The sequence below is a fragment of the Sulfurospirillum oryzae genome, from assembly GCF_025770725.1.
In the GTDB taxonomy this organism is placed as follows: Bacteria; Campylobacterota; Campylobacteria; order Campylobacterales; family Sulfurospirillaceae; genus Sulfurospirillum; species Sulfurospirillum oryzae.
On the sequence record NZ_JANZKZ010000002.1, the window covers coordinates 164,748 to 177,865 of the forward strand.

A 13,118-nucleotide genomic window follows, 5' to 3' on the forward strand; every position below is an offset into this window, starting at 1 on the left:
TTCTTTTTTATTTTCCGCCTTTTCCACCACCACCTTTGCCTCCATTGCTTCCTTTTCCACTTCCACTTCCACTTCCACTTCCACTTCCATTGCATGCTCCAGAAGAAGCACTAGAACTGTTTCCATTTGAGCCTCTTCCTGTAAGTGCATTGATCTGTTGTGTTGTTACATCCTCATTTTTTTCAGCATTGAGCGTAGACATCATCTGTTCTCTTTTAGCTTCATTTTCGATTCTTGCACGCTCTTTAATCGCTTGAATATAACGATGACGGTACTGTCTTGGGGCATTTTGCATCTGCGTGCTCAGTTCTTCAATAGTTTTGGCATTTTGTATCTCTTGGGCGACATCATTTTCATCAAGGGCATAGAGGCATAAAACCAGCAAGCAAAACAGCGTTAAATGTTTCATGCTTTTTCCTCTTTTGAGAAGAGGAGTGTGATCGATGTTCCCATCTCAGCATTGCTTTCCAGCGTAATGTGAATAGCTAAAATATCGCACAATGTTTTAACAATATTGAGCCCTAATCCCAGCCCTTTTTCACTCTCTTTATAGTAGCGCTCATAGACAAGATCACAGCGCTTGATACCCATACCTGTATCGCTAATCGTGACAACATTTTCTATATTACGTAGGGTGACTGAGCCATTTTTGCGGTTATATTTGCAGGCATTTGATATGAGATTATCAAAAATCCTTGCAATAGAATCAGGATCGCTATGGATGATGCAAGGCTCTGTTTCAAAGATAAATGTCAGTTTTGGGTAAAGCTTTTGATAGAGTTTTGCTCTTACATGTAAAAGTTTTTCAAGATCAATTTCGCTTTTTTTGGGAATAAATCCTTGATGCAAAACTTCAAGATTACGGTACAAAGAAGCTATCGTTTTTGCCGCTAACTCGATACGCTCTAAGGCTTCAGATGGAGCTGTTTTGGCGATGGATTTGGTATTTAAAAGTATCGAAGTTACGGGTGTATTGAGATCATGAATCATATCTTTTAAGAAACTTTCCAAAAGATAGAGTGCATGCCTGAGCGGATAAAGTGCGTAAAACGAGTACAAGAGTGAAAAGACAGTGATGGTACATAAAAGAATGCTATAGATCAAAAGCACTTTGTTAAAAAGAGTATGAATCTGGGCATTGTATTCTTCATAAGGCATAATGACTTTGAACATGGAATTTTTCGTACTAGGGATGGCAAAATACCCGCACATATCGTTACCGCATGGTTGTAAATTGAGCTCATCTACAGTATTGTCGTAAGGAATGACATCAACTTCAAAAGTGTAATTTTGAAAATCATACGTAAAAGATTTCATTTTTGAGAAGATCTGTTCTTCTAAAATATGTTTTTGTTCACTGAAATAAAAATAGGCAACAAGCGTGGTTGAGAGCATCAATGTGGCAAAGAAAATGCCAAATGTTTTAAAAAAAGCCTCTTTCTCATACTTTTTCAAGGCGGTATCCTATGGCTTTGACATTGATGACATGTAAAGAAAAGCGTTGTTTGAGCTTTGTAATATGCACACGAAGCGCAATGTCGCTTGGTTTTTCCATCACATCAAAAAAACTCTCTTTAAGGATGGTTTGACCCAGATTTCGCATAAGAAGGTCAAATATTTCTTTCTCAACAAAACCAAGATCAACTTCTCTTTCATTGTGAAAAACACGTTTATTTAAAAGGTCATACGTTATTTGACCATACGAAACAAGAGGATTTTTTTTGACGATATGTGCTTTGATGCGCACTAAAAGTTCATCAAACTCAAAAGGCTTTTTGATGTAATCATCACAAGCATTATCGAAAGCTTTCGTAATGGTTTGTATATCTTTATAGGCACTGATAAAAAAAACGGGTGTGACATCGCCACTTTCACGTAAGAGTTTGAGCAGATCAAGACCATTTAGAAGTGGAACGTTGATGTCAAAAAGATAAAGATCAAATGAGCTTTCGTATGAATAATTTAGTGCCTCTTCTCCATCACTGGCATGTATAACTTCAAAACCTTCACCCCTAAGTAAGCTTTTGAGCGTTTCACATAAAAGGTAGTCATCTTCGAGAAGTAAGATTTTTGACATTGATCTCTCCTTGCTCAAAGGATAGCAAATATCTGTTAACGAAGTGTTAAAGTAAAAAAATTTTATCCTTAACACTTGGCTAACACACAAATTATATAGTTACATTATAACAAATATCAAAGGAGGCTATGATGAAAAAGAGTTTAATCTGTGCATGCTTTATTGGCATGAGTGTTTTTGCAGCTGACTATTCAGCGATGAGTGCAACGGAGCTAAGTGCTATGCGAGGAACGGTTCCTGCCGAAGATAGAGCTTCTTTTCAAGCGGCTATGCAAGAAAAAATGCAATCCATGAGTCAAGAAGAGCGCCAAGCTTTTACACAGTCTCGTACTTCAAACCCAGCAACGGGGAACATGGGTTCCAATTCTGGAGGGATGAACGGCAGTGGTAATGCAAGTGGTTCAGGCATGGGCGGTAGCGGTATGGGTGGCAATGGAAAAGGTGGTGGACGAGGAGGACGATAACGCTTCTTCGTGATACGCTGAGAGCTTCGGCTCTCTTCTTTTTTCAACTGATCTTACATCTAAACTATGATACTATGACCTCTTCACGTTTTCAATAGTAAAGGATGGTATATGGGTAGAGATGATTTTAGTGTGACAAACACATAAATGTCGCGCATTTGGCTTTTTAGCGATGGCAGTGTCAATACGCAAACCCATGTAGGTTTTGGTGCGTATGTTATCGTCCATGAAGATGCACCTTTTGATGCACACAGCGCTTTACATGTAAAGGTAAAAGCATTTACACAAACCTCTTCAACCAAGCTGGAACTTCAGACACTGTTGTGGGCTTTAGAAGAGGTGAAAGTCTTTGGAAAGCCCATCATCATTCATACTGATTCACAAAATATCATTGGGTTAGAAACTAGGCGAGAGCGGTTTGAGCGCAATGGCTATGAAACGAAGCAAAAGAGGGTTCATGAACATGCTAAATTGTATCAAGCGTTTTATGCGATGATGGATAGTGTGGAGTGTTCTTTGGTGAAAGTGAAAGGGCATAAGCTTACATGTAAAAAAGATGAAGTGGATCGTTACTTTACGCTTGTTGATCGCGCAGCACGTGAGGCACTTCGACAAAGTGGTCTTTAACTGTTTACATGTAAAGCAAAAAGCACGAGAAGCGTGCTTAGAGTTGTTACAGAATTTATGAATGAGAAAGTTGGTGAGAACTTTCTCTTATTTAGAGGCAAAGATTATTTGCCAAAGTATTTTGAAGCGTGGTGCATTGTTGACTTTGTGGACTGCCAAATGGACTCAACACCTTTTTTCAAAGCGTCAAATTTATCTTCAGTCGCATCTACAAGCTCTGCAAGTTTGGTTTTACCCTCACTCATTTTTTCTTCAAGTTGTTTGATCTGTTTGTGCATTTCTATTTGAGCATCTGCACTCGCACCTGAAGCTTCTGCTTTAAATTTATCAATTTGAGCTTTACAGGTATCGAATTCTGCTTGTATTTTTTGTTCATAGAGTGCTTTATCATTCATAATAAGTCCTTTTTAAATAGTATGTGTATATATATTGAAAACGTTATGCAGTTGCTTTGAACTTCTCAGCAGTGTCTTCAAAAGTGCTGCTAATGGACTCCCACGTTATTTCAAAGCCTTTTTTGGTTGACTCAAAGTTGCTTCCTGATGCTTTGTGTAACTCTTCAAGTTTAGTTTTTCCCTCTTCAAGTTTGCCCTCAAGGATTTTAACCTGTTTGCCTAGTTCCACTTGGACATGGGTTCTTGCGGCTAAAGCTTGTGTTCTAAAGAGGATCATTCCTGTTTTCCACTCATTAAGTTGTATCTGTTTCGTGTGTTGGTAAAGTTCTTTACTGCTCATTGGAGTTCCTTGTTTTGGTTTATTGTTTGAAGATACGCTTGCATTAGAATTTTTGATTCTTTGTTTTGGTTGTTAGATGTGGAGTAAAGGGTTGAATCCTAAAATGCACAGAGTATTGGACGCTGACTTATCTGTTTCACTATACTCTTATTTTGGAGATTGCGGTGGTTTAGAGAAATATAATACAGAGATAACCTAATTCATTACGAAAGTACCCATTATCAATTTTTGAGAACGGTTTGAGAGGTTACATGTAACCTCTCTTTTTAGACTTTAAATTCGTTCAGCTTTTCTTGGAGTGTCACGCCCCATTTATCAAGCACGGTTGTGATTTCCATAATCTCTTCACTTTTTTGATAAGTTGCATGAAAGATTGTCTCTATTTGCAGTGAAGCTTCTTTGATTTGCTCCGTTTCTTCTTTGAGGTTGACGGATTTTGTTGCAATATCATTGGAGAGCGCTATGTTTTTATCGGCTACGTTGACGAGTTGCTCGAGTACAACATTGGCATTGGTAGAGACATCTTGAAGAATGTTGATTTCAGAAGCATTGTCTTTCATCTGCTGGCTGATGGAGGTGATGGAGCTCACGATGGAAGTAATGGTTGCATTGATCTCTTCAAGGCTTTTTTGTGTCTTCTCCGCCAAGAGTCTGACTTCATCGGCAACAACGGCAAATCCACGACCGTGTTCACCTGCACGCGCTGCTTCAATGGCGGCATTAAGTGCCAATAAATTGGTCTGATCGGCGATATCGTCGATGACGCTGAGAATATTTTTGGTTTCTTGGGTATCTTTACTCAAAGCATTGAGTTGTGTGACGAGAAGATTCTCTTTTTGAACACTTTGAGCAATCTTTTCACCTAATTCGATGATGTTTTTTTGTGTATCGCCAAGGTACGTACCGATCTGTTGCATCTGTACTTTACTCGCATGCGCATTGTGACTGATGTCGTCAAAAACAACTTGCATGTTGTTGACATGCTTGGTGCTCTCATCGATGATGATCTTCTCTTTTTGGGTTTGAGCATGAAAAAACGAGACGATTTGTTGCAGTTGCGCTGAGATTTGGCTGTGTGTTGTGGCATGCGCTTGAAAGCCAAGAATGGCATGTCTTATTTTCTCTTTAAAAAAGACAACGGAGTCAAGCATTTTGGCAGATTCAGCATTGAAGCTGGTGTTGATCTTGATCTCTTTGGTCAGATCCATTGAGGCTAAGGCTTGGTTGATTTTAACACTTAGATCCACGCCCCATTTTTTTTCATCAATATCATGCACGATGAGGATAATGGCAATAGCATATTGAACAATTGCCCCTAGGGTACTGGTTGTAAAAAAATAGGCATTGAGTGGAAGGATCAAAAAAGCTGCAATGTGGATAACTCTCATTCTAAGAAACAGAGATTTCATTGTATTTCTCCTGTATGAAATAGAATTCACATTCTACTTCATACGAAAAAATAAAAGATTGATCTGTATCAAAAAATAGGATAAATTTACTCTCTTTTTTAAAATAACCTCAAAATCTTTACATGTAAAGCTTCTGATCTTCTACAACGCCAAGTTTGCGAGCGATGGCTACCGCAGCCGTTCTGCCATCAAGTGCGGCATTGACAACGAGGTTTGCGCCTCTGACCACATCACCACCCGCGAAAATGAATGGATGAGAGGTCTCTTTATTCTCATCGACGATGAGGGTGTTTGAGCGTCCAACAGAGAGATTCAGTTCATCGTAAAAGCTAAAATGTTTTGCCTCAAATCCAAGGGCTAGGATGATACTGTCCGCTGGCAAGGTTTGAACACTATGCGGCTTGGTTTGCAGGCGTTTGTTCTCATCGGTATAGGTTTCCATGATTTCAAGTCCAGTAACGCGATGTTCATCATCCACCAACGCTTTTTTAGGAAGGGCGTTAAAGATAAACTGCACCCCTTCTTCTTTGGCATTAATGACTTCGGCGCGACTTCCAGGCATACTCTCTTCACCCCTACGGTAGACACACGTCACACTTTTGGCTTTATGACGAATGGCAGTACGAAGCGCGTCCATTGCAGAGTCGCCTCCGCCAATGACCACAACGTGTTTGTTGCGCAAGATCGATTTTTGAAGGGCATGGTCGAAAAGGTTTTTTTGTGTTTGCGTAAGAAGCGTCATGACTTGATGCACACCGTTAGCATCTTCGTTTTCCATATCGGCACTACGACCTTTTGGCACGCCTAAGCCCAAAAAAACGGCATCAAATTTCTCTTGAAGCTCGCTCAAACTTACATCTTTGCCCACTTCGGTATTTAGATGCACTTTGAGTCCCGCTTTTTTCATCCACTCAAAACGCCTTAAAATGACACTTTTGGGTAGTTTAAAGTTGGGAATACCATACATCAAAAGTCCACCCACGCGGTTTTCTCTCTCATACAGCTCGACTTCAATGTTCGAGCGTAGTAAAAATGTCGCACAGCTAAGACCTGCTGGTCCACTACCGACAACGGCAACTTTAAATTTACGCCCCTCTGCCTGACCGTAATCGGGAATGGCACCTTGCTCGTACGCTTTTTCGTTTAAAAAGACTTCGACGTTGCCGATAGAAACAGCATGGTACTCTGTCTTTTCCAACGTACAAGAGCTTTCACAGAGCCCTTTTTTAGGGCAGACACGACCCAGAATTTCAGGAAAAGGAGATCTGGCATTGGAGAGTTCAAAGGCTCCTAGATAGTCTTTTTCATACGTTTTTTTAAGCCATCTTGGGATGTTGTTGTTCAAGGGACAGCCTGTGCGGCAAAACTTGAATTCACTTTCAAGTCCACGTAAAAGATCGATGGGGCATTGCAGACAGCGGCTTGCTTGTGCTTTTGCCTCGCTCTCTTCAAAGTTATGATATATAGGGTAATAATCCTCAACACGCTCCTCTGCGGGACGTTTTTTGGGATAGGCTTTTGCGATTGTTTTATATTCTCTCATGCTATTCCTCTATGATCTCTATACTTTTTACATGTAACTCTTGTCCGCCTATCATGGCGACATCCTCGCTATAACATTTTGGACAGATAAAATGGTTCTCACTTACAACACTTTTTTCATGACAAGACGAGCACAAAAGTACCACGTCACACAGCTCTATGCTTAGAGTTGCATCGTGGCAGATGGTCTCTTCTTTAAAGGTATCAAAACACTGTTCCAAAAAATGAATTTCAATGCCACTCAACCTTCCGACACTCACTTGTAGATGTTTAATGGCTTTGGCATGATGCTTTTTCGCCTCTTTTTCGCACAAATCAATGAGTGACGCGACGATGGTATATTCATGCATAAAAACTTAGCCTTTTTGCGCCATTAACATTGTGTACTCGTCGTAATCCACTACCGAAATGGCACTGGTGGTACAGACGCGAATACATGAAGGTCCATCGATGCGATCAAAACAGAGATTGCATTTGACTGCAACTCTACGATCTTCTTTTTGAATCATTGTGATAGCGCCATAAGGACACACCAACGAACAAGTACCGCATCCCACACACGCCTCTTCATGAATCTTGATAAAATCATCCATCTTCTCAATGACACCATGTGGACATACCGCTAAACACGAAGGTGACTCGCAGTGCATACACTGAAGCGGAGAGGTTTTGCCCTCAAACTTGATAACACGGTTACGAGAAATAAGCGGTAGTTTGGTCTCATAAGCCTCTACAAAGGCAATGCCTTGGAAACTTGCCGCACAGGCTAACTCGCAACTTAAACACCCGACACATTTGGTACTATTTGCCAATATAAAATGGTTTCGCATCTTAACGCTCGGTACAAGAGATACAAGGATCGATGCTGTTAAAAATAAGTGCAACATCGTCAATGCTGTTGTTTGGCATCATCACTTTGAGTGCCTCCCAGTTCATGTAGGTTGGAACTCGCCACTTCATGCGTTCAGGCTTTCGTGTGCCGTTGCTTTTGAGGTAATACACCAACTCTCCGCGAGGCGCTTCGGTGCGAGAAGTCGCTTCACCCTCTGGCAAAAGTGTTTTTACATGTAAGGCTATATCTCCTTGCGGAAGGGCATCTAAGGCTTGGTGCAAAAGCTTCATGGATTCTAAGATTTCATACAGTCTTACTTTGGCGCGAGAGAGGACATCGCCATCTTTTTGCAAGATGACATCAAAATGGAGTTTGTCATACGCGGCGTAAGGGGAACGTTTTCGCACGTCATTATTCACACCACTTGCCCTTGCAACAGGACCTACAACGCCAAGTTTTAGCGCATCTTCGTAACTGAGCACTCCAACACCGCTGAGTCGTGAGATCAGCGTTGGATCCGTTTCAAAAAGAGCGATGAACGCTTCGACTTTGCTTCTGTTTTTATCCAGTGTCGCTTTGATAGAAGCGATCAATTTCTCATCAAGGTCAAATTTCACGCCACCGATGGTGTTCGCACTGAGATCCATACGGTTTCCCCAAATGGCTTCTTTGAGGTCTTGAAAATCCTCGCGCGTTTCCAAAAACTGTGTCATCAGAGCTTTATTGTGAATGAGATGTGAAAGCATGCCAAGATTAAAGAGATGGCTTGCAATGCGCTTGATCTCATCGGCGATAACACGAAGGTAAAGGGCACGCTCAGGAAGTGTTATATTGGCGATTTTTTCAACTGCCATACAATAGGTAAAAGGGTGGTTGTTGGAACAGAGCGCACACACTTTTTCGGTGATGATAAGGTTTTGTAAAAAGTTTCGTTGAAGCACGATAGACTCGATGCCACGATGAACAAAACCGTTGATCATATCGACACTTTTGATGGTTTTACCATCATCATTTGGCTCGATTTTAAAATAAACTGGCTCTTCGAGGGCAACGTCAAAAGGTCCCAAAATGACTTTTGTTTTATCCATGACGCACTCCTTCTTCAGCTTTGACTCTGCTCCAAAGCTCTTGGCTCACTTTGCCACTCATGGCTGAGGAGAGCGAGTAGTACTCTTGCAAAACACTCTCTTTAATGGACTCATCTAAAAAGAGGCGTTTAGGGTTGGGATGATTGACAATGGCGATGCCATAGATTTCGGAAAGTTCCCTCTCTGTCCAGTCCGCACTTTTAAACAGAGGCGTGATGGAGGGAACGCTTTTGTCGGTGATGCGCAGTTTAAGATTGAGCATGACACCATTGAGGTCGAAGTGATAAACAAGTTCGTGTTCATCCTCTTTTTGGTATGCGGTGATCATGCACACACGTGCATTGAGTGTTGCAAGAATTTCGGCAAGCTCTAAAAGCAATTTTTTATCGGCAATTTCACACCAAAGGCTATCGCTATTGGGTTCAAAATGACAACGAAGTGCCATTGATTTTGTCATATCATTTAACTTTACATGTAAAGATTTCATTTAAAGGACTCTCTTTGCAAAAGTATGGTCACGTCTGCATTTTGGGCAAAGGCTAAAGAGTGTTGTAAGCTCTTCATTTACAGTGGCAAAGCCTTTTTGCAGCAAGGTTTTTGGGACGTTTATCATAGGTTCATGACATTTGGGACATTCACCATACTCGACCGTATTGGCAGTAATGGAGGTGTATTTTTCACTTTGGGGTGTCGTCTCTGCAAGTGTAGAGCTAAGTGTTATAGCTCCCGTTGGGCAAAAATAGGCACAGTTGCCACACAACGTGCAGGTGTTGTGCCAAATGATGAAGTCGTAGCTTTGTTGGGGTGCAACGCAGGAGATGTTGATCGCTCCTGCTGGGCAGACGAAAACACATGTCTGACAGAGTACGCATTGCTCTTTATCAAAAGCAACTTTTCCTTTATAGGTGTTCATGCGCTTACCTTCACTTTCCAAAGCTCACAGGCTTTAATGAGTCCATCAACGATCGTTTGAGGAGAAGGTGGACAGCCAGCGATATTGACATCGACATTGACAAAGCGGTCTAATGGCCCTTCAATGGAGTAACTATCGCGAAAGACACCACCGCTAATGGGGCAAATACCCATAGCCACAACGATTTTTTGCTCAGGCAAACGTTTCAGTGTTGCTTCTAAAAAAGGTTTGGATCGTGTGGTGATAGACCCCGTGACGATGACAATGTTTGCCTCTTCAGGGGTGTTGGTGTAAGTGCAATGAAGGGTGTCAAAACCAAACTTTGGAACAAGGATGCTTGCAAGCAGCTCGACATCACAGCCATTACAGGAGCCTGCGTTGATACGATAAACGTTAATATTATCTACCATAAAGGGTCTCTTTAGTTTATAGTTTTTTACTAATATTAATTCAATCAATAAAGATTGTTTTAAAGTTGGTATTGTAACACAATAATGAATGGATTGAGACATACAAAAGAGCTTTTTTCTAAAATCTTTACATGTAAAACGGTAAAATGCTTTATTTATATGGAAAGGATGAAAATGCCAAAAAGAGAAGAGGCGTTGACACTGTTAAAAGCCTATAACGGCGATGCACTTGTTACACATGGACTTGCTGTTGAGGGGACGATGCGCTATTTTGCAAAAAAAGCGGGCGAAGATGAAGAAAAATGGGGTATCGTAGGGCTTTTGCACGATCTTGATTATGAAAAATACCCTGAACAGCATTGCCATAAAACAGCAGAGATTATGCGAGAACATGGCTACTCTGAAGAGATAATACGGGCTATTATGTCGCATGGCTTTGGTTTTTGCACCGATGTTGAACCTCTCTCAAAAATGGAGAAAACCCTTTATGCCGTTGATGAACTCACAGGTTTGATTACCGCGTGTGCGTTGGTTCGTCCAAGCCGTTCTGTGATGGATTTGGAGCTTTCCTCTGCGAAAAAGAAGTTTAAAGACAAAGCTTTTGCCGCGGGTGCTAGCAGAGAAGTCATTCAAAAAGGAGCTGATATGTTAGGTGTCAGCGTTGATGAACTCATTGTTGACGTTATTGCCGCTATGAGAGCCATTGCTCCAAGTCTTGGGTTGGAGCTTAAAAACTAATCTAGCGACGACGCCTCTTAGCAGGAGCTTTTTTGACAATAGGGCGATAATCGACAATGGTTGTTGTCCCCTTTCCAGGGTAGCGATTCATTTCGAACTGTTCACCCAGTTTTGCAAGGAGAGATGTCAGTTTACTAGAACCATAGGTGCGTGGATCAAAGTCTGGTGATTGGCGTTTGATGTACGCACCAGCTGCCGATACACTTGCCCAACCCTCATCATCTTGCGTTTTTTCCCAGCCTACATGTAAAAGTTTTGCAAGCTCTTTTAAGCTGTCTTCATTGGTTGCTTTTGAAGGTTTAAGTTCGGGTGTGCCTTCCAATGTTTCTGTGTTAACGCTAAGATTTTCGGTGAAGATAAAGTCGTCACAGGCATTACGAAAGGAGATAGGCGTTTTGTGCTCACCAAATCCAAAAACGTAGATTTCTGATTCTTTGAGGCGAGAGGCTAGCTTGGTAAAGTCACTGTCACTTGAAACGAGGGCAAAGGCATCAAATTTTTGAGTGTAGAGTAAGTCCATCGCATCAATAATCATCGAAGCATCGGTTGAATTTTTCCCTGTGGTGTAAGCAAATTGCTGGATGGGCTGCACGGCAAGCTCGTTGAGGCTCTCTTTCCAGTTTTTGAGGTAACTGCTCGACCAGTCACCATAGGCACGCTTCACGATGATATGCCCGTGTGTCGAGAGTTCTGCAAGGATGAGCTCAAGCTTGCTTTGTTGAGCATTGTCCGCATCGATTAAGACAACGATTCGTTTCTCTTCACTAATATTTTTCATGCTTATGCCTTTAAAACGTAGTTATGAAATTATAGCTTAGTTATGATGGCTTGGTGACTTTTGTAGCTTTCCATAAATAAGGTAAAAAGAGTGCAATGATAATAAGGGCTGCACACCCCTCTAAAAGAAGCGTCTCGGCCGCTCCAAGATAATGCGAGATTGAGCCTATCAAAAGCGCGCCAAGAGGTTGCATGCCAAAAAAAGCCATTGCAAAATAGCTGATGACTCTTCCTCTCATAGTGCTATCTGAGGTTGTTTGAAGCAGGGTATTGATAATGGTAACATGTAACATCATGCCAAAGCCCGCAACAATGCAAAATAGATAGGAAAAGAGTAGGGTATGTGAGAGTGAAAAAAGGAGTATACCCAAGCCAAAAAGTGTGGTAGCGATGATGAGCAACTTTCTAAGGTTACTGGTGTGTTTAAGTGAAGCTAGAAGTATCGCGCCACTGAGAGCGCCAACGCCCACAAAACTGTTAAGATAGCCATAAATCGAAGCATCCCCACCCAAGGTCTCTTTGGCGATAATCGGAAACAAGGTCGTATAGGGAAGTACGAGCAGGCTCATCACGCAGAGCAGTAAAACCAATACACCAAGGGACGGAGTAGACTTGAGATAGCGCAGACCATCATTAAGATCAGCAAGCATCTTTTGGGTACGTGCTTGAGGAATATGCGCTGGAAGTTTCATCATAAGTAATGAGATGATGACAGCGATAAAACTAAGGGCATTGAGCATAAAACAGATGCCCGCTCCAAAGGTTTCGAGTATAAAACCTGCAAGCGCAGGTCCGATGAGACGTGCTAGATTGACCATGGTCGAATTAAGCGCTATGGCATTGCTGACATCTTCTTTTTGCTCAACCATATAATGCACCAAAGACTGACGTGCTGGAACATCAAACGCATTGACAATACCCAATAGAACACTAAGACAAATCAACTCTAGCACAGAATAATCCGTAAAGACAACCACCAACGTCATCGCAATGGCTTGCATCATCGAGGCAATCTGTGTGAAGAGAAGTACTTTAAAACGATTGTATCTATCGGCAATCGTGCCACCTAGAAGCGAGAGTAAAAAAGAGGGAAACTGAGAGGCAAAAACACTAAGACCTAGTATAAAAGCAGAGTTCGTTTGCACATAAATGACCCAATAAACAGCCGTTCGCTGCATCCATGTGCCCATCAAAGAGATGGACTGTCCTGCAAAAAAGAGTCGGTAATTTCGGCTTTTAAAAGCCCTAAAGGTGTGAATGTTCATGATGTAAGTACTCTTTAGTTGAATACGGAAATTATAGCGGAGTTAAGGTTTGAAATTGTTTTACATGTAAAGACAATTTTGCCACAATCCTTTGATGCAAAAAGTTATCTTGATCTTGCAAATTTTTTTCGTGTAGCATAAAGTAAATAAACCCCCTATCTCCTCTTTATAAACTTCATAATCTCATACAATCGTCATTTGTATGAGATAGAATATTTGCATATTTAACTTAAATGATATA

The 13,118-nt window shown here is 41.3% G+C and carries 18 protein-coding genes; 3 read left to right on the forward strand and 15 right to left on the reverse strand.

What is annotated here, in order from left to right:
* Nucleotides 1–7 precede the first annotated feature (7 nt).
* The 3 genes from N0B29_RS05320 to N0B29_RS05330 are packed head-to-tail and all read right to left on the reverse strand — an operon-like array spanning nucleotide 8 to nucleotide 2,077.
* Complete coding sequence (locus N0B29_RS05320) at nucleotides 8–409, reverse strand: hypothetical protein (protein ID WP_263832672.1); 402 nt, start codon at nucleotides 407–409, stop codon at nucleotides 8–10.
* On the reverse strand, nucleotides 406–1,455 hold the full coding sequence (locus tag N0B29_RS05325) for a sensor histidine kinase (protein WP_263832673.1): 1,050 nt from the start codon (nucleotides 1,453–1,455) through the stop codon (nucleotides 406–408). Before N0B29_RS05325 ends, N0B29_RS05320 begins: the two co-directional genes overlap by 4 nt.
* Nucleotides 1,442–2,077 (reverse strand): response regulator transcription factor, encoded by a 636-nt coding sequence (locus N0B29_RS05330; protein ID WP_263832674.1) that lies wholly within the window; start codon nucleotides 2,075–2,077, stop codon nucleotides 1,442–1,444. Before N0B29_RS05330 ends, N0B29_RS05325 begins: the two co-directional genes overlap by 14 nt.
* Nucleotides 2,078–2,208: 131 nt before the next feature.
* On the opposite strand from N0B29_RS05330, the gene N0B29_RS05335 reads away from it, so the two are divergent.
* Both N0B29_RS05335 and N0B29_RS05340 read left to right on the forward strand, forming a co-directional pair.
* Nucleotides 2,209–2,541: a DUF1104 domain-containing protein gene (locus N0B29_RS05335; RefSeq protein WP_263832675.1), complete on the forward strand. Its 333-nt coding sequence runs from the start codon at nucleotides 2,209–2,211 to the stop codon at nucleotides 2,539–2,541.
* A gap of 147 nt (nucleotides 2,542–2,688) precedes the next feature.
* A complete protein-coding gene (locus N0B29_RS05340) occupies nucleotides 2,689–3,168 on the forward strand; it encodes a ribonuclease HI (protein ID WP_263832676.1) in 480 nt (159 codons plus the stop codon).
* A gap of 104 nt (nucleotides 3,169–3,272) precedes the next feature.
* Here the strand turns inward: N0B29_RS05340 and N0B29_RS05345 are convergent, their stop codons facing one another.
* From N0B29_RS05345 to N0B29_RS05390, 10 genes are all read right to left on the reverse strand, one after another.
* Nucleotides 3,273–3,563, reverse strand: a complete 291-nt coding sequence (locus N0B29_RS05345) for a sll1863 family stress response protein (protein WP_263832677.1) — start codon at nucleotides 3,561–3,563, stop codon at nucleotides 3,273–3,275.
* A 43-nt stretch (nucleotides 3,564–3,606) separates the two neighbouring features.
* Nucleotides 3,607–3,903 (reverse strand): sll1863 family stress response protein, encoded by a 297-nt coding sequence (locus N0B29_RS05350; protein WP_263832678.1) that lies wholly within the window; start codon nucleotides 3,901–3,903, stop codon nucleotides 3,607–3,609.
* Between the two features lie 266 nt (nucleotides 3,904–4,169).
* A complete protein-coding gene (locus tag N0B29_RS13005) occupies nucleotides 4,170–5,312 on the reverse strand; it encodes a methyl-accepting chemotaxis protein (RefSeq protein ID WP_318526691.1) in 1,143 nt (380 codons plus the stop codon).
* A 118-nt stretch (nucleotides 5,313–5,430) separates the two neighbouring features.
* Nucleotides 5,431–6,855 carry a glutamate synthase subunit beta gene (locus tag N0B29_RS05360; RefSeq protein WP_263832679.1) on the reverse strand — a complete coding sequence of 475 codons (1,425 nt, stop codon included), beginning with the start codon at nucleotides 6,853–6,855 and terminating at the stop codon, nucleotides 5,431–5,433.
* 1 nt (nucleotide 6,856) lies between these two features.
* Complete coding sequence (locus tag N0B29_RS05365; protein WP_263832680.1) at nucleotides 6,857–7,204, reverse strand: hydrogenase maturation nickel metallochaperone HypA/HybF; 348 nt, start codon at nucleotides 7,202–7,204, stop codon at nucleotides 6,857–6,859.
* Between the two features lie 6 nt (nucleotides 7,205–7,210).
* Entirely contained in the window at nucleotides 7,211–7,684 is a 474-nt protein-coding gene (locus N0B29_RS05370) for a 4Fe-4S dicluster domain-containing protein (protein ID WP_263832681.1), read from the reverse strand.
* Between the two features lies 1 nt (nucleotide 7,685).
* Complete coding sequence (locus N0B29_RS05375) at nucleotides 7,686–8,774, reverse strand: hydrogenase large subunit (protein WP_263832682.1); 1,089 nt, start codon at nucleotides 8,772–8,774, stop codon at nucleotides 7,686–7,688.
* Nucleotides 8,767–9,261, reverse strand: coding sequence for an NADH-quinone oxidoreductase subunit C (locus N0B29_RS05380; protein ID WP_263832683.1), 495 nt, complete (start codon nucleotides 9,259–9,261; stop codon nucleotides 8,767–8,769). The genes N0B29_RS05375 and N0B29_RS05380 overlap by 8 nt, the downstream gene beginning before the upstream one ends.
* On the reverse strand, nucleotides 9,262–9,687 hold the full coding sequence (locus N0B29_RS05385) for a 4Fe-4S binding protein (RefSeq protein WP_263832684.1): 426 nt from the start codon (nucleotides 9,685–9,687) through the stop codon (nucleotides 9,262–9,264). It lies immediately after the preceding gene.
* Nucleotides 9,684–10,097, reverse strand: a complete 414-nt coding sequence (locus N0B29_RS05390; protein WP_263832685.1) for an NADH-quinone oxidoreductase subunit B family protein — start codon at nucleotides 10,095–10,097, stop codon at nucleotides 9,684–9,686. Before N0B29_RS05390 ends, N0B29_RS05385 begins: the two co-directional genes overlap by 4 nt.
* 174 nt (nucleotides 10,098–10,271) lie before the next feature.
* Here N0B29_RS05390 and N0B29_RS05395 point away from each other — a divergent pair, with 174 nt between their 5' ends.
* Entirely contained in the window at nucleotides 10,272–10,835 is a 564-nt protein-coding gene (locus N0B29_RS05395; protein WP_263832686.1) for an HDIG domain-containing metalloprotein, read from the forward strand.
* A gap of 1 nt (nucleotide 10,836) precedes the next feature.
* Here N0B29_RS05395 and N0B29_RS05400 read toward each other — a convergent pair whose 3' ends face one another.
* Together N0B29_RS05400 and N0B29_RS05405 are read right to left on the reverse strand one after the other, a co-directional pair.
* Entirely contained in the window at nucleotides 10,837–11,613 is a 777-nt protein-coding gene (locus N0B29_RS05400) for an NYN domain-containing protein (protein WP_263832687.1), read from the reverse strand.
* 40 nt (nucleotides 11,614–11,653) lie between these two features.
* Nucleotides 11,654–12,877, reverse strand: coding sequence for an MFS transporter (locus tag N0B29_RS05405; protein ID WP_263832688.1), 1,224 nt, complete (start codon nucleotides 12,875–12,877; stop codon nucleotides 11,654–11,656).
* Nucleotides 12,878–13,118: the final 241 nt, after the last annotated feature.

What these genes read in the sequence shown, in the direction of transcription:
- N0B29_RS05320 (WP_263832672.1), bottom strand. Translation starts at nt 409, where the DNA reads ATGAAACATTTAACGCTGTTTTGCTTGCTGGTTTTATGCCTCTATGCC.
- N0B29_RS05330 (WP_263832674.1), bottom strand. Translation starts at nt 2,077, where the DNA reads ATGTCAAAAATCTTACTTCTCGAAGATGACTACCTTTTATGTGAAACG.
- N0B29_RS05335 (WP_263832675.1), top strand. Translation starts at nt 2,209, where the DNA reads ATGAAAAAGAGTTTAATCTGTGCATGCTTTATTGGCATGAGTGTTTTT.
- N0B29_RS05340 (WP_263832676.1), top strand. Translation starts at nt 2,689, where the DNA reads ATGTCGCGCATTTGGCTTTTTAGCGATGGCAGTGTCAATACGCAAACC.
- N0B29_RS05345 (WP_263832677.1), bottom strand. Translation starts at nt 3,563, where the DNA reads ATGAATGATAAAGCACTCTATGAACAAAAAATACAAGCAGAATTCGAT.
- N0B29_RS05350 (WP_263832678.1), bottom strand. Translation starts at nt 3,903, where the DNA reads ATGAGCAGTAAAGAACTTTACCAACACACGAAACAGATACAACTTAAT.
- N0B29_RS13005 (WP_318526691.1), bottom strand. Translation starts at nt 5,312, where the DNA reads ATGAAATCTCTGTTTCTTAGAATGAGAGTTATCCACATTGCAGCTTTT.
- N0B29_RS05360 (WP_263832679.1), bottom strand. Translation starts at nt 6,855, where the DNA reads ATGAGAGAATATAAAACAATCGCAAAAGCCTATCCCAAAAAACGTCCC.
- N0B29_RS05365 (WP_263832680.1), bottom strand. Translation starts at nt 7,204, where the DNA reads ATGCATGAATATACCATCGTCGCGTCACTCATTGATTTGTGCGAAAAA.
- N0B29_RS05370 (WP_263832681.1), bottom strand. Translation starts at nt 7,684, where the DNA reads ATGCGAAACCATTTTATATTGGCAAATAGTACCAAATGTGTCGGGTGT.
- N0B29_RS05375 (WP_263832682.1), bottom strand. Translation starts at nt 8,774, where the DNA reads ATGGATAAAACAAAAGTCATTTTGGGACCTTTTGACGTTGCCCTCGAA.
- N0B29_RS05380 (WP_263832683.1), bottom strand. Translation starts at nt 9,261, where the DNA reads ATGAAATCTTTACATGTAAAGTTAAATGATATGACAAAATCAATGGCA.
- N0B29_RS05385 (WP_263832684.1), bottom strand. Translation starts at nt 9,687, where the DNA reads ATGAACACCTATAAAGGAAAAGTTGCTTTTGATAAAGAGCAATGCGTA.
- N0B29_RS05390 (WP_263832685.1), bottom strand. Translation starts at nt 10,097, where the DNA reads ATGGTAGATAATATTAACGTTTATCGTATCAACGCAGGCTCCTGTAAT.
- N0B29_RS05395 (WP_263832686.1), top strand. Translation starts at nt 10,272, where the DNA reads ATGCCAAAAAGAGAAGAGGCGTTGACACTGTTAAAAGCCTATAACGGC.
- N0B29_RS05400 (WP_263832687.1), bottom strand. Translation starts at nt 11,613, where the DNA reads ATGAAAAATATTAGTGAAGAGAAACGAATCGTTGTCTTAATCGATGCG.
- N0B29_RS05405 (WP_263832688.1), bottom strand. Translation starts at nt 12,877, where the DNA reads ATGAACATTCACACCTTTAGGGCTTTTAAAAGCCGAAATTACCGACTC.